The sequence below is a fragment of the Streptomyces sp. URMC 124 genome, assembly GCF_051386455.1.
Lineage (GTDB): Bacteria > Actinomycetota > Actinomycetes > Streptomycetales > Streptomycetaceae > Streptomyces.
Genome location: NZ_JBPQTS010000033.1, coordinates 1 through 21,829 on the forward strand (window position 1 = coordinate 1; position 21,829 = coordinate 21,829).

At 73.9% G+C, this 21,829-nt stretch carries 18 protein-coding genes; 8 read left to right on the forward strand and 10 right to left on the reverse strand.

Going from position 1 to position 21,829, the window contains the following annotated elements; genetic code table 11:
* The 3 genes from ACSNOG_RS09730 to ACSNOG_RS09740 all read left to right on the forward strand — a co-directional run.
* Positions 1-2,055, forward strand: a 2,055-nt coding sequence (locus tag ACSNOG_RS09730; RefSeq protein WP_436752172.1) for an ATP-binding cassette domain-containing protein, incomplete at its 5' end; no start/stop codon positions are given.
* A gap of 17 nt (positions 2,056-2,072) precedes the next feature.
* Positions 2,073-2,606, forward strand: a complete 534-nt coding sequence (locus tag ACSNOG_RS09735; protein ID WP_436752173.1) for a hypothetical protein — start codon at positions 2,073-2,075, stop codon at positions 2,604-2,606.
* A complete protein-coding gene (locus ACSNOG_RS09740; RefSeq protein ID WP_436752174.1) occupies positions 2,606-3,559 on the forward strand; it encodes a serine/threonine-protein kinase in 954 nt (317 codons plus the stop codon). Before ACSNOG_RS09735 ends, ACSNOG_RS09740 begins: the two co-directional genes overlap by 1 nt.
* A 28-nt stretch (positions 3,560-3,587) precedes the next feature.
* On the opposite strand, the gene ACSNOG_RS09745 is transcribed toward ACSNOG_RS09740, so the two are convergent.
* The gene (locus tag ACSNOG_RS09745) at positions 3,588-4,898 is read right to left on the reverse strand and encodes a streptophobe family protein (RefSeq protein WP_436752175.1); all 1,311 of its coding nucleotides are present in this window, start codon (positions 4,896-4,898) and stop codon (positions 3,588-3,590) included.
* Positions 4,899-5,404: 506 nt separating this feature from the next.
* Here ACSNOG_RS09745 and ACSNOG_RS09750 point away from each other — a divergent pair.
* From ACSNOG_RS09750 to ACSNOG_RS09770, 5 genes are all read left to right on the forward strand, one after another.
* Entirely contained in the window at positions 5,405-6,319 is a 915-nt protein-coding gene (locus ACSNOG_RS09750; protein WP_436752176.1) for a DUF6777 domain-containing protein, read from the forward strand.
* 34 nt (positions 6,320-6,353) lie between these two features.
* Positions 6,354-7,118, forward strand: a complete 765-nt coding sequence (locus ACSNOG_RS09755; protein ID WP_436752177.1) for a DUF998 domain-containing protein — start codon at positions 6,354-6,356, stop codon at positions 7,116-7,118.
* A 249-nt stretch (positions 7,119-7,367) separates the two neighbouring features.
* Positions 7,368-8,750: a family 2B encapsulin nanocompartment shell protein gene (locus tag ACSNOG_RS09760; protein ID WP_436752178.1), complete on the forward strand. Its 1,383-nt coding sequence runs from the start codon at positions 7,368-7,370 to the stop codon at positions 8,748-8,750.
* Positions 8,737-10,053 carry a SufS family cysteine desulfurase gene (locus ACSNOG_RS09765; RefSeq protein ID WP_436752179.1) on the forward strand — a complete coding sequence of 439 codons (1,317 nt, stop codon included), beginning with the start codon at positions 8,737-8,739 and terminating at the stop codon, positions 10,051-10,053. The genes ACSNOG_RS09760 and ACSNOG_RS09765 overlap by 14 nt, the downstream gene beginning before the upstream one ends.
* 232 nt (positions 10,054-10,285) lie before the next feature.
* Complete coding sequence (locus ACSNOG_RS09770) at positions 10,286-11,368, forward strand: hypothetical protein (RefSeq protein WP_436752180.1); 1,083 nt, start codon at positions 10,286-10,288, stop codon at positions 11,366-11,368.
* Between the two features lie 57 nt (positions 11,369-11,425).
* Here ACSNOG_RS09770 and ACSNOG_RS09775 read toward each other — a convergent pair whose 3' ends face one another.
* The 9 genes from ACSNOG_RS09775 to ACSNOG_RS09815 form a co-directional block, all read right to left on the reverse strand.
* The gene (locus ACSNOG_RS09775) at positions 11,426-12,373 is read right to left on the reverse strand and encodes an MBL fold metallo-hydrolase (protein ID WP_436752181.1); all 948 of its coding nucleotides are present in this window, start codon (positions 12,371-12,373) and stop codon (positions 11,426-11,428) included.
* 67 nt (positions 12,374-12,440) lie between these two features.
* Positions 12,441-13,529, reverse strand: coding sequence for a PP2C family protein-serine/threonine phosphatase (locus tag ACSNOG_RS09780; protein ID WP_436752182.1), 1,089 nt, complete (start codon positions 13,527-13,529; stop codon positions 12,441-12,443).
* Between the two features lie 56 nt (positions 13,530-13,585).
* Positions 13,586-13,750, reverse strand: coding sequence for a hypothetical protein (locus tag ACSNOG_RS09785; RefSeq protein ID WP_436752183.1), 165 nt, complete (start codon positions 13,748-13,750; stop codon positions 13,586-13,588).
* 25 nt (positions 13,751-13,775) lie between these two features.
* A complete protein-coding gene (locus ACSNOG_RS09790) occupies positions 13,776-15,608 on the reverse strand; it encodes a carbamoyltransferase family protein (protein ID WP_436752184.1) in 1,833 nt (610 codons plus the stop codon).
* A gap of 186 nt (positions 15,609-15,794) precedes the next feature.
* Positions 15,795-16,718: an SGNH/GDSL hydrolase family protein gene (locus tag ACSNOG_RS09795; RefSeq protein ID WP_436752185.1), complete on the reverse strand. Its 924-nt coding sequence runs from the start codon at positions 16,716-16,718 to the stop codon at positions 15,795-15,797.
* A 37-nt stretch (positions 16,719-16,755) separates the two neighbouring features.
* The gene (locus ACSNOG_RS09800) at positions 16,756-17,685 is read right to left on the reverse strand and encodes an NAD(P)/FAD-dependent oxidoreductase (protein WP_436752186.1); all 930 of its coding nucleotides are present in this window, start codon (positions 17,683-17,685) and stop codon (positions 16,756-16,758) included.
* Positions 17,666-18,979: an MFS transporter gene (locus tag ACSNOG_RS09805; RefSeq protein WP_436752187.1), complete on the reverse strand. Its 1,314-nt coding sequence runs from the start codon at positions 18,977-18,979 to the stop codon at positions 17,666-17,668. The genes ACSNOG_RS09800 and ACSNOG_RS09805 overlap by 20 nt, the downstream gene beginning before the upstream one ends.
* 52 nt (positions 18,980-19,031) lie before the next feature.
* Complete coding sequence (locus tag ACSNOG_RS09810) at positions 19,032-19,922, reverse strand: phytanoyl-CoA dioxygenase family protein (protein ID WP_436752188.1); 891 nt, start codon at positions 19,920-19,922, stop codon at positions 19,032-19,034.
* Between the two features lie 66 nt (positions 19,923-19,988).
* Positions 19,989-21,824: a carbamoyltransferase C-terminal domain-containing protein gene (locus ACSNOG_RS09815; RefSeq protein ID WP_436752189.1), complete on the reverse strand. Its 1,836-nt coding sequence runs from the start codon at positions 21,822-21,824 to the stop codon at positions 19,989-19,991.
* Positions 21,825-21,829 lie beyond the last annotated feature (5 nt).

The window sequence follows — 21,829 nt, forward strand, 5'->3', positions numbered from 1 at the left end:
CCGCCCCGGGCCGAGCGGCCCTCGTCCGTCGCCCAGCCCGCCGCCACCGGCACCTTCCGGCAGCCCACCTCCGTACGCCCGCTGCCTCCCCGCACCGTGCGCATCGGCCGCGGCCCCGACAACGACGTGGCCGTCGACGACCTGGTCGTCTCCCGGCACCACGCCGAACTGCGCTCAGGGCCGGGCGGCGCCCACGAGATCGTCGACCTCGGCAGCCACAACGGGACCTTCCTCAACGGCCATCCCGTGCGCCGCGCCCCGGTCCTGCCCGGCGACATCATCGGCATCGGCCACTCCGCCTTCTGCCTCGTCGGCGACCAGCTCCAGGAGTACGTCGACAGCGGCGAGATCTCCCTCGACGTGCAGGACCTGTGCGTCCACGTCGACGCCGACGGGGGCCGCAAGCGGCTCCTCGACGACGTCTCCTTCCCCGTCGCGGAGAAGTCCCTGCTCGCCGTCGTCGGCCCCAGCGGCTCGGGCAAGTCCACCCTCCTCAACGCCCTCACCGGCCTGCGCCCCGCCGACCAGGGCGCGGTGCTCTACGACGGCCGCGACCTCTACCGCGACTACGCCGAGCTGCGGGCCCGCATCGGGCTCGTCCCCCAGGACGACATCCTGCACGTCCAGCTCACCGTGCGCCGCGCGCTGTCCTACGCCGCCGAACTGCGCTTCCCGGGCGACACCGCCAAGGCCGAGCGGCTGGCCCGCGTCGAGGAGGTCATCCGCGAACTGGGCCTCGAACAGCGCGCCGACCAGCCCATCCACAGCCTCTCCGGCGGCCAGCGCAAGCGCGTCAGCGTCGCCCTCGAACTCCTGACGAAGCCGTCGCTGCTCTTCCTCGACGAGCCCACCTCCGGCCTCGACCCGGGCATGGACCGCTCGGTGATGAACACGCTGCGCACCCTCGCCGACGACGGCCGCACGGTCATCGTCGTCACCCACAGCGTGCTCAGCCTCGACGTCTGCGACCGGCTGCTGGTCCTCGCCCCCGGCGGGCGGACCGCCTTCTACGGACCGCCCGGCGACACTCCCGGCTTCTTCGGCTTCAAGGAGTGGCCCGAGGCGTTCGAAGCCTTCGAGAACGACAAGAACCGGGACTGGCCGGGGGAGTACCGCGCCTCGCCCCAGCACCGGCAGTACGTCGCGGCCGCCGCCGAACAGCCGCGCGCCGCCGCGGCGGCCGCGCCGGAGGCGGCGCCCGCGCCGCCGCCCAAGCCCCAGAGCTGGGGCGCCCAGCTGTGGACGCTGATGCGCCGTTACGTCAGGGCGCTGAGCACCGACCGGACGTTCCTGATCATCATGATCGTGCTGCCGTTCGTCACCGGCGCGATGGCCCGGCTGTCCTCGGGCACCCGGTTCGCCTCCGCCGACAAGGCGAACACCGTCCTGCTGATCCTGTGCGTCGGCGGCGTGCTGACGGGCGCCGCCAACGCCGTGCGCGAACTCGTCAAGGAACGGGTCATCTACCGGCGCGAGAGAGCCGTGGGCCTGTCCAGGTCCGCCTACGTGATGTCGAAGATCATCGTCCTCGGTGTGATCACGGTGACGCAGGCCATCGTCCTGTCCATCGTCGGCCTGGGCGGCGTCGACACCCGCGCGCCCGGCGGGAACGGCGTGCTCATGCCGCCCCTGGCCGAGATGACGCTGGCCCTGGCGGTGCTGTCCTTCACCTCCATGCTGCTGGGCCTGCTGGTGTCGGCGATCGTCAGCCGCGAAGAGGTCACCATGCCGCTGCTGGTGCTCATCACCCTCGTCCAGGTCGTCTTCTGCGGCGGAATGATCGAGCTGAACGACAAGCTGGTGCTGGAACAGCTCTCCTGGCTGGTGCCCTCGCGCTGGGCGCTGGCGGCCATGAGCTCCACGATCGACTTCACCCACATCCCGCCCGCCACCGGACAGCTCCCGCCCTCGGCCGGAGGAGGCGACCCGCTCTTCCGGCACGCCGTCGGCACCTGGCTGCTCGACATGGGCATGATGGTGGTCCTGTCCCTCGTGTTCGCCTCGCTGGTGGCCCTCCTCCTGCGCCGCCACGAGCCCGCGGTCATGCGGAAGTGACGGAGTCGGAGTCATCCATGAGCACGGTCCCCCTCTCGCCCGGCAGCGCGTCCGGCGGCATCCCCGGATTCCTGCCGACCCACGTCGTTCCCCCCGGCGGACTCGCCACCTGGACCGCCCCCGACGGGACCGTGCCCACCCAGCCACTGGACCCGCTGCTGCCCGTGCGGCTCGTGGAGCGGCGCGGCGAGTGGGGGCAGGTGCTGTGCTCCAACGGCTGGGCCGCGTGGACCGACGCCCGGCTCCTGGTGTCCCTCCCGCAGGGACCGCCCGAGGCCGGCGGCCTGCCCGAGCGGACGCGCGACGCGCGCGACCTCCTCGCCCGCGTCCAGGACGCCCTCGGGCAGTACCGCACGGCGATGGAGGACCTCGCCGCCGGGCGCATGGACGGCGAGACCTTCGGCCGCACGACCCGGGGGCTGCGGATCGGGGCCGTGATGGACGGCGACTCCCTCTGGCTCTACGACGCCGGACGGGACGTGTGGTGCTACTGCGACGGCACGGACATGGCCGCGCTCGCCTCCCCGGCCGGGCCCGGCGGTGAGAGCTGATGGCCCCGGCCGGGGAACGCCCGTCCGAGCTGATCGGCCGCCGCATCGCCGGGTACGAGGTGGAGAGCGAACTGGGCCGCGGCGGCATGGCCGTCGTCTACCGCGCCCGCGACCTGCGGCTCGGCCGGATCGTCGCCCTCAAGCTGCTCGCCCCGGAACTGGCCCGCAACGACACCTTCCGCAAGCGCTTCGCGCACGAGTCGCAGGTCGCCGCGGCCATCGACCACCCGCACATCGTCCCGGTGTTCGAGGCCGGCGAGGCCGACGGGCAGCTCTACATCGCCATGCGGTACGTGGCCGGGCAGGACCTGCGCGCCCTCCTCGACCGCGAGGGCCCGCTGGACCCGGCCGCCGTGTGCCGCATCGCCGGTCAGGTCGCCTCCGCGCTCGACGCCGCCCACGCCCACGACCTCGTGCACCGGGACGTCAAGCCGGGCAACATCCTCGTGGCCGAGGGCACCGACAGCGACCACCCCGAACACGTGTACCTCACCGACTTCGGGCTGACGAAGAAGTCGCTGTCCCTGACCGGGTACACGCGGGTGGGTCAGTTCGTCGGCACGCTGGACTACGTCGCCCCCGAGCAGATCGCGGGCAAGCCCGTCGACGGGCGGTGCGACGTGTACAGCCTGGGGTGCGTGGTCTTCGAAATGCTGACGGGAGCGCCGCCGTTCCGGCGCGAGGACGACATGGCGCTGCTGTGGGCGCACCAGTACGACGCGCCGCCGCACCTGTCGGAACGGCAGCCCGGGCTGCCGGCCGCGGCGGATGAGGTCTTGGGCAAAGCCTTGGCGAAGGTGCCGGACGAGCGCTTCGAGAGCTGCTGCGGGTTCGTGGCGGCCCTGCGGTCCGCGTCGGCGGGCGATACGCAGCCGCCCGACGTCCCGGAGCCGCCCGAGGTCCCGGAGCCGCCGCGGTGGGCGGCGGTGGTGTTCCCGGAGCGGTGGCGCTGAGCGCGAGACGGGAGTTCAGGCAGGGCCTTCAGGCGGGTCCCGGCCCCTCCGCCCGCCCCCGCTCCGGCTCCGCGGTCTCCTCCACCGGGCCCCGGCGCCCGGCCCTCCGGGAGAGCAGGCTGCCCAGGTAACCCGCGACGATGCCCCACAGCAGGCCCACGCCCGTCAGCGTCAGCAAGTGCGGGCGCAGGGTGACCTCGCCGCCGAAGGACGACAGGTCGCCGATGCCCAGCAGCGACAGCCCGACGCGGGCGGAGATGCGGGTGAGGGTGCCGACGACGAACAGCGTGAGCGCCAGCGCCACCCCCATCTGCAGCGCGTGCTCCCACGGCCGCATCGTCGCGGGCGACCGCACGGCCAGCAGGAAGCCCGCCGCGAGCAGGGCGATGGCGGCGACGACGACCAGCAGCCACGCCCGCCCGTCGTGCTGCGCGAGCGAGGAGACGGTCACCGTGGACGATCCCTCGCCGCCCTCGCGCAGCACCGCCGTGAGCGCCTTGGGCAGGGGCAGCCCGAGGGACTGACCCGGTACGCGCCCCTCCCAGGAGCCTCCGAGGCCGAGACCCAGGGCGATCCAGGCCAGGTTGGGCAGGCCGAGCAGGATCGCCGCCATGGTTCCCGCCGGGTCGCCGCGCGTGACGGCGGCCACCAGCCCGACGAGCAGGCCGAGCACCACGTACCCGAGCAGCAGGGCCAGCACGGCGAACGCGGCGGGCCGCACCGGGTCCTGGAAGCGCAGCAGCCGCGACGGCAGCGGCGTCTTGCGGGAGGCCGCGACCGCCACGGCGAGCAGGACGAGCAGCCACAGCAGACCGTAGCCGAGGGTGGGCCCCACGGCCGCGCGGAAGCCCACGCCGGGCGAGACGTCCAGGACCTCCCCGATGTCGCCGAGGAGGGAGTCGCCCAGGTCGATCCGGAAGGTGTGCCGCGCACCGAGGGCGATGAGCAGCAGGGCGATCAGCCACAGTACGGCCGTCCGGGCGACGCGGGCGAGCAGGTCGCGCCCGCCCGCCACCGCGTGGTGCCGCAGCGGGCGCAGGAAGACGACGGCGAGGGTGATCGCGCCGGCCAGGGTCACCGAGAGGGGAACGACGTCGAGGGCGGCCCCCGTACGGCCCAGGACGCCCGCGCTGCCGGTCAGTTCCACCGTTCCGCCCACGGCCGAGACGACGGTGGCCGCGGTCACGGACGGGAACGCGCCCGGCAGGCCGTCGGCGCCGGCGGCCCACAGCCCGAGCGCGGCGACGGCGAACATCGCCGCCACCGCGGCGGCCACGGCGGCGAAGGCGTCCCACCAGACGCGGACGAAGGAGGGCGCGCTCCCGGGCGGCTGGCTCACACTGCCTCCGCATGCCTCGTCGACGTTCGGGTAACGGGTCCGGCAGAGGGGCCCGGAAGCCCAACGTACGCCCGCGCGACCCGCTCCACCTGTCGGGGATCCACCTCCCGGGGCCACCCCTCCCCGGGCGAACCCCGCTTGCGGGCCGCGCCGGTCTGCGGCACACAATGATCACGGGGGGCGGTGACATCCCAGTGCAGGACCCATCAGAGGACCAAAGCGGAGGAGCAGGGCCCGTGTCGTCCGAACCACCGTCAGAAGACCGCCCCAGCGGCCCGCCGTCCGGCCCCCTCTCCGGTGGAGGGAGCGGGTCGGGGCAGGCGGGACCGCCCACCCCGGCCGAGCCGCCCGAGCCGACCCGGGCGGACTGGCCCTCGTCCGGCGGGACCCGGAACGTGCCCTCCGGCCCGGAGCCGCCCGGCCCTCCGGCTCCGCCGACCGGTGGCCACGCCGCACAGCCGCCCGGTGGGGAACCGCGCCGCCCCTGGTGGCGCTCGGGGCCCCGGGTGGCCCTCGTCGGCGGCGCCGTGGTGGTCGCGGCGGCCCTCGCGGTCTTCTTCCTCCGGCCGGAGGGCGGCGGGGAAGTCTTCCTGCAGGCCGCTTCGGCCGAGGGCAAGGATCCCTTCACCCCGTCCACCGCCCAGGACAAGGGCACGAAGGAGGCGACCGCGGCCCCCGTCTCCCCGGCCCCGGGCGGCACCCGCACCATCGAGGGCTCCAGCCCCGGCCTCTACGGCGGCAGCGAGAACGAGTCGAGCTGCGACGTGGAACGCCAGATCACGTACCTGACGGGCGACCAGGCGAAGTCCCGCGCCTTCGCGAGCGCGGCGGGCATCCAGCCGGGGGAGATCCCCGGCTACCTGCGCGGCCTGACCCCCGTGCAGCTGCGCTCCGACACGCGCGTGACCAACCACGGCTACAAGGACGGCTCGGCCACCCCCTACCAGGCCGTGCTGCAGGCCGGCACGGCCGTCCTGGCCGACAACCGGGGAGTGCCCCGGGTGCGCTGCGCCTGCGGCAACCCGCTGGGCCCGCCCGTTGCGATCAAGGGGAGCACGAAGACCCGGGGCCAGAGCTGGAGCACGTACAAGTCGAACCGGACGGTCGCCGTCGCCCCGGCCCGCACCGTCATCGTCGTCATCATCATCTACGACCCGCGCACCGGGCAGTGGTTCGAGCGGCCGGTCGGCACCGACGGCAGCAAGGACCGCCCCATCCCGCCCCCCAAGGGCGGCGTGACGTCCGGCCCGGCCCTGCCCGCGTCGGAGGAACCGAGCAGCGTCGAGCCCTCGAAGCCGCACTCGTCCGCTCCGGAGTCGCCTCCCACGGCCCCGCCGTCCCCGCCGAAGTCGCCGCCGAACGAGCCCGGGCCCGCGTACGGCCCGCAGAACCGGAACGCCGGCTCCGGGGGCGCGCCGTGACCCGGGCCGCCCGGCGGCGGGTCTGAGACCTCCGATGCGCGACGCGCCGCTCGCATCCCGGTCGCAGGAGGCCGGGCCCCGCCCGGCCCCGGCCGCCGCCGGGGCGCGGGCGGCCGCGCGCGAGCGGCGCCCGGCGTGGCTGCTGGCCGCGGCGGCACTGGCGTACAACGCCTGGTTGCTGGAGTTCCTCCTGCCCACGGGCCTGGACGCCCGCCACTCCTACGTCAGCGAGCTCTACGCCGCCGACCAGCGCTTCCACGTGCTGTTCGGCGCGATCGAGATCGCCACCGCCGTGCTCGTGGCCGTCGGGGCGGCCCCCCTGCCCCGCCCGCCGGACAGCAGCCGCTGCGCCCTCGCGGGCCGCTGGTCGCTGGTGGCCTTCGCCGCGTCCTCCGTGGCGGACGTCATCGTGCCGATGCGCTGCGCCCCCTCGGTGAACAGCGCCTGCGAGGTGGTCAACCCCTGGCACACGGCCACCAGCGCCCTGGCCCACGCGTCGCTGTTCGGCTCGATGGTGCTGACGGTGGCGGCCGCGGCGGGCGGCACCCGGTGGCCGCTGATCCGCCGCTGGGGGCCGTGGGTGCTGGCCGCCGCCCTCACCACCGCCCTGCTCACCGTCGGTCCGCTCTTCGGCCGGCCGGGCTGGCACGGCGTCCCCCAGCGGGCCCACTTGGTGCTGGTCGGGGTGTGGCTCGCCCTGCTCGCCGCCTCGTTCGCAGGGTGCGGCAGAGGGGGGCGTCACCGAAGCGGCCGCAACAGGAGGCGGCGTAACAGAACTGGTCGCGAGGAAGGCTCGTGACGATCAAATCCGGTCGATTGTGCAGGGAACCGAAGAGGCTTTGACGCTCCCTGCCCGTCGGACGCCGCGGCGTGCGTCCGAAAATCGAACCTGATCAGGAGCCGTCCGAACAAGGCGAGTTCAGTTCTGCATGCATTTGTTGCTCCATCACGTCACGGTATTTTAAAGCCATGTTGCATTACTGCAGTCTTGTGACCGCAATGTTGCCAACAAGACGATCATCCTCGTTTCCCACACGAGGAGGTCCTCATGAACGACCGGCTGAGTCTCAGCCCGGACGCGGCACGGCAGCTTGCGACCACCACCAAGACCACCCCGCAGATGCGCGGCATCACGCCCCGCTACCTGCTCCGCGCCCTGCCGTGGGTGGACGTCGAGTCCGGCGTCTACCGCGTCAACCGCCGGCGGACCTTCATACTCGGTGACGACCGGATCACCACGTACAGCAACGACGACGCCCACCACGTCGTCCCGGAGGACCTGCGGGAGATCCCCTACCTGCGCGAGGCCGGCGAGGACCTCCTGCGCGAGCTGGCCTCCTCCTTCACCCAGGTCGCCTTCGAGGCCGGGGAGACCCTGGTCCGGGAGGGCGAGACCACGGGCAGACTGTGGGTCATCGTCCAGGGCCGGGCGGAGAAGCGGGCCACCGGCCGCTACGGCGAGGACGCGCTCCTCGAAGTCGTCGGCGACGGCCAGTTCTTCGACCTCGACTCCTGGTCCCACGGCAACCCCGCGCCCTACCGCGTCCAGGCCCTGACCCCCGGCACCGCGCTGTGCGCCGACCGCGACCAGCTGGCACGGCTCGCCGAGCGCGACGAGGCGCTGAGCGCCGCCCTCGCCGCCTTCAACGCCGGCGAGCGGACCGTGCCCGGCTCCGAAGTGCCCGTGGACCTGACCGCCGGACACGTCGGCGAGCCCGACCTGCCGGGCACCTTCGTCGACTACGAGGATGTCCCCCGCGAGTACCACATGACGCTCGCCCAGACCGTGCTGCGCGTCCACTCCCGCGTCGCCGACCTCTACAACGAGCCCATCGACCAGACCCGGGCCCAGGCCGGCCTGACCGTCCAGGCGCTGCGCGAGCGCCAGGAGCGGTCGATGCTCAACCACCCCGAGTTCGGCCTGTTCAACAGCGTCGCCCCGGGCCAGCGCGTGCAGACCCGCACCGGCGCCCCGACCCCCGACGACATGGACGAGCTGCTCAGCAAGGTCTGGAAGCAGCCCTCCTACTTCCTCGCCCACCCGCGCGCCATCGCCGCCTTCGGGCGCGAGTGCACGCGGCGCGGCGTGCCCCCGGTCATCGAGAACCGCTTCGGCAGCCCCTTGCTGACCTGGCGCGGCGTCCCCCTGCTGCCCTCCGACAAGGTGCGCATCACCGGCCCGAACGGCGCCGGCACCACCGAGATCCTGCTGATGCGCGTCGGCGAGGCCGAGCAGGGCGTGGTGGGCCTGCGGCCCTCGAAGGTGCCCGACGAGGTCGAGCCGGGCCTGTCCATGCGCAACATGGGCATGGACCAGAAGGGCATCACCCAGTACCTGATGACGGCCTACTTCAACGCCGCGGTGCTGGTCGAGGACGCCCTCGCCGTGCTCCAGAACGTCGAGGTGTCCAAGTACCATGACTACTCCTGACATGTCGTGGGGCGCTCACGCCCCGGGCATGACGGCCGTGCCGCGGCAGCCCACCGCGGGCGGCGCGACCACCCGCAGCGGCGGATTCACCCCCGAGGCCGCCCGGCGGGACGTTCCCCTCCTGCAGCGGCCCGTGAACGGGCGCCCCGTCGTCTGGCTCGACAACGGCGCGACCACCCAGAAGCCCCGCCAGGTCATCGAGACCCTGGCCGCCTACTACGCCACCGCCAACTCCAACATCCACCGCGGTGCGCACACCCTGGCCCGCGAGGCCACCGAGATGTACGAGGGCGGACGAGCCGCGGTCGCCGACTTCCTGGGCGCCCCCTCACCCGACACCATCGTCTTCACCCGCGGCACCACCGAGGCCGTCAACCTCGTCGCGCAGAGCTGGGGCCGCGCCAACCTCGGCCCCGGCGACGAGATCCTGGTCTCCACCCTGGAACACCACTCCAACATCGTCCCCTGGCAGATGATCGCCAAGGAGCGGCGGGCCCGGGTCGTGCCGATCCCCCTGCTGCCCGACGGCAGCATCGACCAGGACGCCTACGCCGGCCTGCTCTCCTTCCGCACACAGCTCGTCGCGATCAGCCACGCCTCCAACGTGCTGGGCACGGTGCCGCCGGTGAAGGAGATGACGGCACTGGCCCACCGCTACGCCGCCAAGGTACTGGTGGACGGCGCCCAGGCCGTCGCCCACTTCCCCGTGGACGTGCAGGACCTGGACAGCGACTTCTACGTCTTCTCCGGGCACAAGCTGTACGCCCCCACGGGCATCGGGGCGTTGTACGCCAAGCCGGAGGTCCTGGCCTCCATGCCGCCCTGGCAGGGCGGCGGCAACATGATCGACCAAGTGGAGTTCGGCCGCGTCACGTACGCTCCGCCGCCGCACTGCTTCGAGGCCGGCACCGGGCACATCTCCGGCGTCGTCGGCCTCAAGGCCGCCATCGACTGGCTGACCTCCTTCGGTCGCGACGCGGTCGCCGCGTACGAGACCGCCCTGCTCGGCCACGCCCGGCAGGCCCTCGCCGCGGTGCCGGGCCTCACCGTCCTGGGCAGCGCGCCCGAGAAGATCGCGGTGCTGACCTTCACCCTCGCCGGTCAGGACCCGGTGGCGGTGGCCCGCCGGCTCGACCAGGACGGCATCGCCGTCCGCGCGGGCCACCACTGCGCCCAGCCCTCCCTGCGCCACTACGGGGTGGAGGCCGCGACCCGGGCCTCGCTGGCGCTGTACAACACCGCGGAGGAGGTGGACCGGCTGGCCGCCTCGCTGCTGCGGATCCAGGCGCAGGGCACCGGCTGACCCGCACTCATACCGCCCGAACTGCCGTACAGTTGCCCCGGCGCACCGCGCGCCGGGGCACGCTCTTCGTCCGGCCTTGCGGCATCCGGGGTGTCGCGCCGGACCGATGCGCGGCACAACTACGAGATTCCGTGGTATTTCCGATCGCACAGGGAACCATCAGCTACGGAAGGCAATCTCGTACGTCGAGGACGCACGAGTGTGCGTACGACCCGAAAGCAGGGGGCGGTACATGTCACGAAGAGTCGCGCAGCGGCGGTCGCCGGCGGTGCGGGGCGCCATGGGATCGGTGGCCGCGCTCGCGGCCGGGCTGATCCTCGTCGCGGGGACGCCCGGGACGGCCGCGGCCATACCGGCCGCCGGCAGCACACAGGCGGCACCGGACTGCGGCAGCGACCAGGAGGCGCGCAGGCCGTCCGCCGCCGAGGCCGCCGCTGCGGGCGCCGCCACGGCGGAGCCGCCGGCGGCCGCGGTCGGCACCGCTGCGGAGAAGCTCTCCTTCGGCCTGCCCTCCCAGCTGCCCATCGGCTTGTGGTCGCGCGCCGGGCTCACGCTGCGCGCGCCCGTCAGCAAGGGCACCGTCCGGCTCGACGTCCGCAGCCGCGGCTTCAGCACCGACTCCCTCGTCATCCAGCGCTACGTGCCGCAGACCCACCGCTGGACCGACCTGAAGACCCGCCCCTCCGGCTCGGGCACGCACGGCGTCTTCACCTTCCCCCTCACCGCGGACGCGAGCGCTTCCCGCCCGCACAGCGTGACCCTGCGCATCCAGGACCTCGACCGCCCGGGCACCGTCACGGTCACCCCCTCCGTCGAGGACGGCAAGGGCCGCACCCTGCGCGCCCCGGCCCGTACCGCCACGGCCACCCGGCCGGAGGTGAAGGCCGGCGGCTGGAAGAGCGGCACCGCCCTGCACCGCGGCGGCGCGGCGAGCGCCCCCTTCACCCTCACGGTGAAGAACACCACCGACCGCCCCTACCCCTCCCTCTACGCCTCCTACTTCGCCTACGGCGCCGGCACCGCCCACGCCCTGGCCCCCAAGGACCTCGTCCTGCAGCAGTACCGCCCCGGCCACGGCTGGGAACGCGTCAAGCTCGTCGCCGGCGGCTGCGACCCCGGCATGAGCGCCGCGCTGCTGCCGGTCACCAAGGGCCCGCTGGCGCCGGGCGCCACCGCCGCCTACCGGCTGCGGCTCGCCGTCGCCGGATCGGCCCCGCGCGACGTGACCAAGGCCGACGCGGGCCTGACCGTGGGCAACGGCGACCTCTCCTTCTTCCACCAGGACCTGCCCTTCGCGATCAGGCCGGGCAAGTAGCGCACCTCGTGCGAGCGACACCGCGGGCCGGTCCCGAAGGACCGGCCCGTCGGCACGTCAGGACGGGCCCGGGTCCCCGTCCTCCGTCCGGTCGAACGCCGCCCACCGGGCGAGCGCGAACTTCCCGCCCTCCCGGCGCACTTCGGCGGCGCCGTGCCCCGGCAGGTGCGCCGGGAACACCAGGGCCCGGGTGTCGGCGGCCTCCTCCAGGAACCGCCGGCGCGAACGGGTGGCCTGTGCCTGGTCCTCGCTCAGGCACGTGTCGCAGCCGGGCTCGGAGAACTGCAGCGGGCTGTGCACCAGATCGCCGATGAACAGGGCGCGCTCCGTGCCCGACTCCAGCCGCACCACGGCCGAGCCCGGCGTGTGCCCGGGAGCGGCCTCCAGGCTCAGCCCCGCGTCGATGCGGTGGCCCTCGCCCTCCCAGAGCACCATCTGCCCGGCCCGGTGCACCGGCAGCACGCTGTCCTCGAACACCTCGGCGACGCCCTCGGCGAGGCTCAGGTCCCCGAGGACGCCCCGGGGGGTGTGCGGGCCGTCCGGGTTCCAGTAGTCGAAGTCGGCCTTGGCGACGAGGTACGTCGCGTTCGGGAACGTCGGCACCCACACCCCGTCCCGTAACCGGGTGTTCCAGCCGATGTGGTCCGAGTGCAGGTGGGTGTTGACGACGACGTCCACGTCCTCGGGACGGACCCCCGCGGCGGCCAGCCGCTCCAGGTAGCCGGTCTTCAGGTGCGACCAGTCCGGCATGTGCGGCCGGTCCTTGTCGTTGCCCAGCCCGGTGTCCACGAGCACCGTACGGCCCTCGCTGCGCAACACCCACGTCTGGACGTTGCACACTATCTGGTCGGTGGCCGGCCGCCAGAAGTCCGGCGCCAGCCACGACTCGTTCTCCTTCCACATCCGCGGGGTGCTGGCGGGAAAGATGGCGGGGACGGGGGAGACCGGCGCGTGCCATTCCACGATGCGGGTGATGTCCACTCCGCCCAACGTGATCGTCTGCATGCCAACGACGCTATGCACCACAGGCGGAACCGCCAAGAGGCAGATGTCACCGTCGCGTTGGACGGCATCACTGTTCGCGCCGCACCGCGAGGAGCGCCGCGTCGTCGGACAGCTCGCCGCCCGCGTAGGCCAGCAGGTCCGCGACGATGCGGTCCAGCAGCGCCGCCGGGGACGACTCCGGCATGCCGGCCAGGCGCTCCGCCAGCGGGTAGAAGCGGCCCGCCGCGTCCCGCGCCTCCGTCACCCCGTCGGTGAACAGCAACAGCAGGTCGCCCCGCTCGAAGACGAAGGACTGCCCGTGGTAGGCGTCCTCCACCATGCCCAGCAGTGCCAGCGGCGGCTGGGGGACCGGCGTCGGCACCTCCCTCACCCGGCCCGCCCGCCACAGCAGCGGCGGCAGGTGCCCGCAGTTCACCAGCTCCGCCCGGCCCGCCTCGGCCACCTCCACCAGGACCGCGGTCACGAACTCCTCGCCGGGCCGCCGCCGGCACATCGTGGCGTCCAGGCGCCCCGCCACGGCGGTGAGGGACGGCTCGACCTGCGCGGCCTCCCGGAACGTCCCCAGCACGGCCGCCGCCGTGTCGATCGCGGAGAGCCCCTTGCCCCGCACGTCCCCCAGCAGCAGCCGCTTCCCGAACGGCGTCGACAGCGTCTCGTACAGGTCGCCGCCCACGCGGGCCTCCGCCGCGGCCGCCAGGTAGCGCACCGCCACCCGCAGTCCGTCCAGCCGTTCGGGCGGCGGCCGCAGCAGCGTCTGCTGCGCGGCCTCCGCCACCGACCGCGACTGCAGCAGCTCCCGCTCGCGCGTGGCCACCAGCAGCACGTTCGCGGTGCTGACGCACGTGATGGCCAGCACCGTGAAGCCCGACGTCAGGTGGACGAGCGCCGGCACCTCGTCGTCGGCGAAGGCCAGCGGGGCCACGAGGACGAGCGCCCCCAGGCCGACCAGCATCGGCACCCGCGCCTTCCGGGAGCCGATGCTGGCGAGGACCGGCGCGGTGGCCAGGACGGGGGACACCGTCCAGCGCGGGTCCGACGCGAGGTCCATGACGACGGCCGTGCCCAGCAGGGCGTACGCCGCCACGACGAGGAGGCGTGCGCGATGCGGCAGGCGCGGCGCCCGGAGCTGACCGTCCGGACCGGTGACGTGCGTCATGATTGATTTCCACCATAGGCACACCCGTCCCGGCCGCAACCCGTCTCACTGCGCCCTCAGCGCTCCCCGGGGCCGCTCGGGCCGCTCCCCGCCGTGAAGTGCCAGTACGTCCGCGCCCGCGGCCGCCACCGCCGGGCCAGGGGGTCGCGCACCCGCCGCCGGCACCAGCCCCACGGGGTGACGACGAGGTAGTACACCACGGTCAGCAGCACCGTCCGCACGGCGTCGCACCTCCTTCCCCGGCAGTCAGTCCATCGGGATCTCGCCACGCCAGTCCCGCTCCTCCTGCCACGGCGGCTGCTCCTCCTTGCGCAGCAGGAACCCGCCCAGCGCCAGCAGATCGATGTTGGTCCGCATGAAACAGGCGTACGCCTCCCGCGGCGAACGGACGATCGGCTCGCCGCGCACGTTGAACGAGGTGTTCACCAGCACCGGGCAGCCGGTGCGCTCCCGGAACGCCAGCAGCAGCCGGCGCAGCCGCGGGTGGCGCCCGTCCACCGTCTGCACCCGCGCCGAGCCGTCCACGTGCGTCACCGCCGGCACCGTCGACCTCGGGACGTGCAGCAGGTCCAGGCCGCGCACCCCTTCCGGCACCTCGGCGGCCAGCCGCTGCGCGGCCGCCACCTTGCCCACGAGCAGCATGTACGGGCTCTCCTGGCGCAGGTCGAACCAGTCCTTCGCGTCCTCGGCCAGCACGGCGGGCGCGAACGGCCGGAACGACTCGCGGAACTTCGTGCGCAGGTTGAGCGCCGACTGCATGCCCGGGTCGCGCGCGTCGGCGAGGATGGACCGCGAGCCCAGCGCCCGCGGCCCGAACTCCATCCGGCCCTGGAACCAGCCCACGATCGCACCGCCCGCCAGCGCACCGGCCACCTGCCGCACCACGCCGTCGAAGCCCGGGCGCTCGTAGGGGATGCCGTGGGCGTCCAGGTACGCGCCGATCTCGTCGTCCGAGTACGCCGGGCCCAGCAGCGCGCCCGCCATCGCATCGTGCCCGGAGCCGAGGTGCGCGCGCGGCGCCCCCCGCTCGTGGGCTTCCGCGAGCGCCGCCCCCAGGGAGCCCCCGGCGTCACCGGCGGCGGGCTGCACCCACAGCTCCGTCAGGCCCGCGTCCTCCAGCAGCCTGCCGTTGGCCACGCAGTTGAGCGCGACGCCGCCGGCCAGGCACAGCCGCGGCTCCCCGGTCAGCCGCCGCGCGGTACGGGCCAGCCGGATGACCACCTCCTCGGTCACCTGCTGCACCGACGCCGCCAGGTCGAACTCCCGCTCGGTCAGCGGCCCTTCCGGGGTGCGCCGCGGGCCGCCGAAGAGCTGCTCGAAGCCGGGGCCGGTCATCACCCGCCCCCGCAGGTACTCGAACCAGCGCAGGTCCAGCCGGAACGAGCCGTCCGGCTTGACGTCGATCAGCCGCTCCCGGATCAGCGGCGCGAAGCGCGGCGTCCCGTACGGCGCGAGGCCCATCAGCTTGTACTCGCCCGAGTCGACCTTGAACCCGCAGAAGTAGGTGAACGCCGAGTACAGCAGCCCCAGCGAGTGCGGGAACCGCAGCTCGGCGAGGTGGCGCAGCCGGGTGCCCGCGCCCTGCCACAAGGTGGTCGTCGCCCACTCGCCGACCCCGTCGACGCACAGCACGGCGGCCGACGGGTAGGGGCTCGCGAAGAACGCGGACGCGGCGTGGGACTCGTGGTGGCGCCGCGCCACGACCTCCGGCACCGCCCGTCCCCGCGGCCCGGCGAGGTGCTCGCGCACCGCCCGGGTGGCGTGCCGCTTCCAGCCGAGCCAGGCCGGAATCCCGTCCAGGAACGACGGGAGACCGTGCGGCGCGGCCCCCGCGTACGTCGCGAGGACCCGCCGGAACTTCAGCGCCGGATCCTCGTAGTAGGCGACGGCGGCGAGGTCACCGAGCTCCGCCCCGGCCTCCCGCAGGCAGTAGCCGACCGCCTCGTGCGGGAAGGACGGGTCGTGCCGCCTGCGGCTGAACCGCTCCTCCTGCGCGGCCGCGACCGGAACGCCGTCGGCGACCAGCGCGGCCGCGCTGTCGTGATAGAAGGCCGACAGGCCGAGGACCAACTGCGTCACGCGCCGTCCCTCCCCGCATCAGTTCCCTCTCGCCTCGGATCCCGCACCCTTCGGACCCCACTCCCTTCAGAACATGGGGTAGATGGACGCGTCGTCCGCGGGCTGCGGCTTCAGCGCCCGCTTGCGGCGCAGCAGCCGCGCCACGAGCCTGCGGAGCAGTGCCATGCGATCCCTCCTCCTCCGTTCTCAGGCCGCGCCGAGGCGTTCGGCAAGGACGCGGGCGACCGCGTCGTAGCCCGCGTCGACGCAGTGCACCCGGTCCACGAACAGCCAGTCCGCGGGCCCCGTCGCCGCCCCGAGGGCCTCGTTCATGTCGAGGAACGGCACCCCCAGCCCCGCACAGCCCTCGCGCAAGGCCGCCGCGTAGGCGCGGCCGACGTCCATCGACGCGATGTCGTTGTGCAGCCGGCGCCAGTTGGAGACGTCGTCCAGCTCGTCGAACAGCGCCTTCTCCTGGGCCGCGGGCTGCTCCCGCACCCAGGGCGCGAGCGGCTGCAGGACGAACGTCAGCCGCGCCCCGAGCGCCCCGGCCAGCAGCTTCCACCCGCTCAGGTGGCGGATCGTCAGCCCGGTGGCGTGCGCGATCCGCTCGGCCGGGGCCGGCACCGCCGAGGCGTCCGGCGCGGGCCCGCACTCGAAGAAGGCGCCGTGCCGGCCGTGCTGCGCCGCGGGCAGCCGGCTGAGGACGAGGTTGTTGACGCCGGAGAACAGGACGATCTCCGCCACCTGGGGCAGCAGGTGCTGGAAGAGCGTCAGCAGCATCAGCTCCTGCGCCGAATTCAGGCTCTGGCCCGCGAAGTTGAGCCACGGCAGGCCCGGTGCGTGGTGCTGGCAGGCCAGTCGCGAGGGGATCGTCGCATGGTCCCCGCTCGCCCCCACGCCGAAGACCGCGGAGCTGCCGGCCAGCAGCCGGACCGGGCCCGGCGGGCGGCCGTCGGCCACCGTCGCGGGCCCCTCCGTCGTGTGGGTGACCCGGAACCCGCAGGAGTCGGTGGAGTACACCGGGGTCCGCTCGTTGCCGTACTGGAAGAAGCCGATGTAGGGCTGGTCCTCCAGGACGAAGGTGTAGTGCTCCATGTGGGGGACGAGTTCGGCGCGCGGGGACTTCATGGGGCAGGGCTCTCCTCGGGTGTCCGGGCGGCGGGCGTCAGTGGGCGGCGGGCGGCAGGTCGTAGAGCGCGCCGGGCCGGTCCTCGCGGACCAGGTCGGCGTTGATCGCCATGGCGGCGAGCCCGCCGCTGGCGGCGGCCATGGCCGCCTGCTGCATGTTCTTGCCCAGGTCGCCGGCCACGTACAGACGGGGCAGCGAGGTCCGGCCGCGCTCGTCGGTCTGGACCGACGTGAGGTCGGCGGCCTGCAGCCAGGGGCGCAGCGGCTCCACGCGCGGCTCCGTGTCCATGTGCAGGAACAGGGCGGTGAAGACCAGCGAGCGGCCGCCTGCCAGCTCGACGGCGACCCCGTCGCCGTGGGCCGAGACGCCGACGACCTCGTCGGGCACGGTGGTCACCCCGGAGGCGGCCAGGAACCCCCGCTCCTCCTCGGGCAGCTCCCGCCGGTCCGACAGATAGGTGAGCGAGGAGGTCCAGGCGGTCAGGGTCGCGGCCAGGCACTCGCCGGGCACCGCACCGCCGTAGACGCCGAAGTCCCCGTCGCGCACCTCGTAGGCGTGGCAGTACGGGCACTCGAAGACGCCCTTGCCCCACAGTGCGGCGAGCCCCGGCACGTCCGGCAGCTTCGAGCGCACGCCCGCCGCGTAGAGCACCGTGCGGCTCGTGAGCGCCCCGGACTCCTTGGCCGTCGTCACCAGGCGGTCGCCCTCGGGGGCCACGGAGATCACCTCGTCGTCGAGGAACTCCACGCCGTAGCGGGAGATTTCGGCGCGGGCGCGGGCCCGGAAGTCCGCGATGGTCACCCCGTCGTTGGTGAGCACGTTGTGCATGACGCCGGCCGCCATGTTCCGGGCGTCGCCGGAGTCGACCAGGGCGACGCGCCTGCGCGACCTGCCCAGGTACAGCGCCGCGTTGAGGCCGGCCGGGCCGCCGCCGACGATCACGGTGTCATACGCTTCCGCGGTCATGCTCTCCTCTTTCGGTGTCGGTGTGCTGCCGCGGTACGCGGGCGGTCTCCGGCTGTTCGCCGGCGAGCACGTCCTGGCGCAGCGGCGCGAGCAGGGCGACGGATCCCAGGATCAGGACGGCCCCGGACGTAACGAAGACGGTGGTGACGGACGTCGTGCGGGCGAGCAGGCCGCCGAGGGCCGCTCCGATCGGCATCGTTCCCCACGAACACAGCCGTGACACGCTCATCACGCGGCCCTGCAGTTCCGGCGGCGCGAACCGCTGGCGCAGGGACAGGACCGGGATGTTCCAGCTCATCATGAAGACGCCGTTGCAGAAGATCGCGGCCCCCGCGAGGACGGTGCCGTCCGCCAGCCCCAGCCCGACGTAGGCCGCGCCCGACAGGATCAGCGACCACTGCGCCAGGACGAGGGTGGGCAGCCGCCGCGCCAGCCGGGGCGCGAGCCACGTGCCCGCGATCGAGCCGACGGATCCGACGGTCAGCAGCAGCCCGTAGCCCGTGGCGTGCAGGTGCAGGGTGCGGTAGGCGAGCAGCACCAGCATCGAGAACGTCGCGGAGTACACCAGGCCGTAGAGGGCGCTTGCGGCCAGCGTGCGGGTGAGCGCCGCGCGCGTGAGCACGAAGGAGACGCCCGTGCGCAGGTCCTGCCACAGGGACCGGGCCGCGGACGTGCCGGGCGGGGGCGCCGCGCGCGGGGCGGCCCTGACTCCGGCCAGGCCCAGCAGCAGGACGGCGGCGAGCCCGTAGAGCGCACCGCCCGTCGCCAGGGCCAGGGTCGCGCCGACCCCGACCAGGAGACCGGCCAGCGGCGGTCCCGCCATCTCGTTGAGGATGATCTGCGGGGCGAACAGCCTGCCGTTGGCGTGCTCCAGATGCTCCGATGCCACGATGTCGGGCAGCATCGCGGGCGCCGCGGTCTCCGCCAGGGTCTCGGCGATGCCGAGGACGAACGACAGCACGTACAGCACGGCCAGGGACGTGCCCGCCGCGAACGCGGCCACGGCCGCCAGCAGCGCGGCCGCGCGCGTGACGTTGCTGACCAGCAGGATGCGCCGCCGGTCGTGGCGGTCCGCCAGGACGCCCGCGGGCAGCGCGAACAGCAGCCACGGCAGCATGTTGACCGCCGTGAGCCCGGCCACCACCATCGGCTGCGGGTGGCTCGCGACCACCAGCAGGGGCAGCAGGGTGCGGGTGACGCCGTCCCCGGCGTTGGACGCCACGGACGACGACCACAGCCAGCGGAAGCGGCTGCCCAGCACGGGCTTGCGGACCGGTGCGCCGGTGTCGGTCAAGGGATCTCACTCCGCGTCCGGCCGTGCCCCGCGGCCCCGCCGCCCGGCGCGGTCACGACCAACTCGTGAGCCCCAGGAGCCGCTCGCCCAGCGCAGTGAGCTCGGCGCGCCCGTAGAGCTCGCGCTCCTTCTTGCGAGGGCTTCCGTGGTGCTCGTGCTCGTGCGGCGGGATCCGGTCCCGCCAGAACCGTACGCGGCTGTCCCGCAGCGCGGCGTCGTCCTCCAGGGCGGGCGCCATGGAGATGTACTGTGCCATACGCACCCGGTCCGCGGAGCGGTTCGGGCGCACTCCGTGCGGCAGCAGGCTGTTGAAGATGATCAGGTCGCCGGGGTCCACGCGCAGCGTCTCGATCTCGTAGCCGGTGATGTCCGGCGTCATCGGGTCGCGGTCCGGCGGCTGCTCCTCCAGCCAGCTGTCCAGCTTCTCGAAGATGCCGGGCACGCACTGGAAGCCGCCGATCTCCTCGTTGCCCTCGCTGACCGAGAGCACACCCTGGCAGCTGATGGGCAGCGGCCGCCGCGAGGTGTCGACGTCCCAGTGGACGAAACCCTCGAACTCGCGGCTGCCGCGGTTGGGCGGGTTGACGTTGGCGAAGTCGATCACGACCCACAGGTCGGTGGTGTCCCAGATGTCGACGAACGCGTCGTACACCCGCTGCGTCTGCCGGTTGTCCCACATGGCCTGGTGGTTGTAGATCTCCACCAGGCCGCTGTGACCGGGCAGCCGCTGGTTGTCCGTGCGGCCCGCGTACCAGGTGGAGGGGTCGCCGGGCGTCATGTCCTCGAACTCCCACAGGGCCTTCGCCAGCCGCTCGACGTTCTCGCCGGGCACGGCCTGCCGGACGACGACGTGGCCGCGGGTGGTCCAGTGCTCCCAGTCCTCGGGGGACAGCACACGCAGGGGCAGCTCCTTGCGGATGTCCCTGAGCTGGGTCCTCGCCATGTTCGGTGCTCCTTGTGAATCGTGCTCCACGGGCGGGGCGGGCGGGGCGGTCGGTCACCGGGGCCGTCAGGTGATGACGGCCCGCTCGTCGGCCAGGACGACGGCGTCCAGGGCCGTGGTGTCCAGCAGCTCCAGCGCGTCCCCGAGGTCGTTGAGGATGGGCCGTCCGCCGCCGTTGGCGCTGGTGTTGATGAGGATCGGCAGTCCGGTGCGGCGGGCCACCGCGTGGCACAGGTGGTGCAGCAGCGGGTGCTCCGCGGCGTGCAGGGTCTGCAGCCGCGCGGTGCCGTCGATGTGCCGCACCTCCGCGAGCAGCTCCGCCATCTCCTCGCGGACGCGCACCGCGAACAGCATCGTGCCGGTGTGGTCGAGGGGGCCGGTGAAGTAGGCGTCGGCCACCTCGGCGGGGCACAGCGGGGCCACCGGACGGAACCACTCGCGCCGCTTGATGGTCTGCGAGACGTGGCGCCGGGCGCCGGTCCAGTGCGGCGAGACGAGCAGCGACCGGTGCCCCAGGGCCCGCGGCCCGGTCTCCATCCCGCCGGCCAGCCACGCCACGCACTTGCGCTCGGCGAGCAGGGCGGCCACGTGGTCGACGAGGGCGGTGTCGCTCGCCGGCGTCAGCCGGGTCCGCCCGGTGCGCAGCGGCCCGCGCCCCGTGAGCGGGGGCCCGCAGTAGGCGAGGTCCGCACCGGGACGGACCCCGCCGGCGGCCGGCCGGTCCTCCGGCGCGGCCACGGCCAGCGCCGCGCCCAGCGCGATCCCCGAGTCGTCGCAGCAGGTGGGGATGGAGACCCGGGTGAACAGACCGCTCTCCGCGACGCGGGTGTTCGCCGTGATGTTCAGGGCGCAGCCCCCGGCGTAGCAGAGCACGGGATAGCCGGGGTGGCGCTCGTGGAGCCCGGCGGCGAGGTGGGCGAGGTCTTCCTCGACGGCCGTCTGGAGCGTGGCGGCCAGGGCGCGGCACACCGGGTCGCCCGGGCTGTGGCCCACGAGGTAGCGGCGCCCGCGCGGGGTGCGGATCTCGTCGGGGAAGACGCCGCCGTAGGAGTGCACCACGTCGTCGTCGGTGGCGTCGGCCAGCAGTCCGTCGAGGTAGCCGCCCGCGTCTTCGTCGTACGGATACCAGGTGTCCTCGTACCGCAGGGCGCTGCCGGCGGGCGCCTGGCCGCCGAGGGGTGCGAGGAGGTCGGGCGCGGCGCGCCGGGCGCGCTCCCCGGCGAGCATCGTGCGCAGCACCGGCAGCAGCTCCGGGTCGGTGGCGCCGGTGGCGGCCAGGCCCAGCAGCTTGCCCGTGTCGAACTGCCCGCCGTGCACCCGGCGGGCCAGTGCCTCGTAGACCAGCCCGAAGCGGGGGCCGGTGCGGTTGTTGAAGGACAGGACGGGCGTGAGCGACGGGCCGTCGCCCAGGCACACCATGCCGCACTCGGCGTAGTTGCCGGTGCCGTCCAGGACGAGGGTGAGGGCCTTGGCCGCCCCGGAGGTGTAGTAGGCCAGGGCCGCGTGCGCGTAGTGGTGGCGCACGGCCACGACGGGCAGCGGGCCGGCCGGGCCGTCGGCGAGCGGCCAGTCCACGGACTTGACCGGGCGCAGCACGGACGTGGCCAGGGCGTCGCCCGGACGGCTCCACGTGATGTCCTCGGAGACGAGCTCGACGAGCCCCCCGGGCAGGATCCGGCACGCGGGGGTGTACCAGTCGGCGACGGCGACCGCGGTGACCGGGCCGCGCGCGAGCGCGTGCAGCCGGTTCACCCAGTGGCCGATCTCGTCGGCGAACCGGGCGTTGCCGCCGCACACGTGCCGCAGCCCCACCTGCCGTTCGCCCTCGATGACGTGGAGGCCCCCGGGGCGGACCAGCGCCGCGCCCCCGTCGTGCCCGAAGTTGAGACCGATCGTCGGCATCGGCC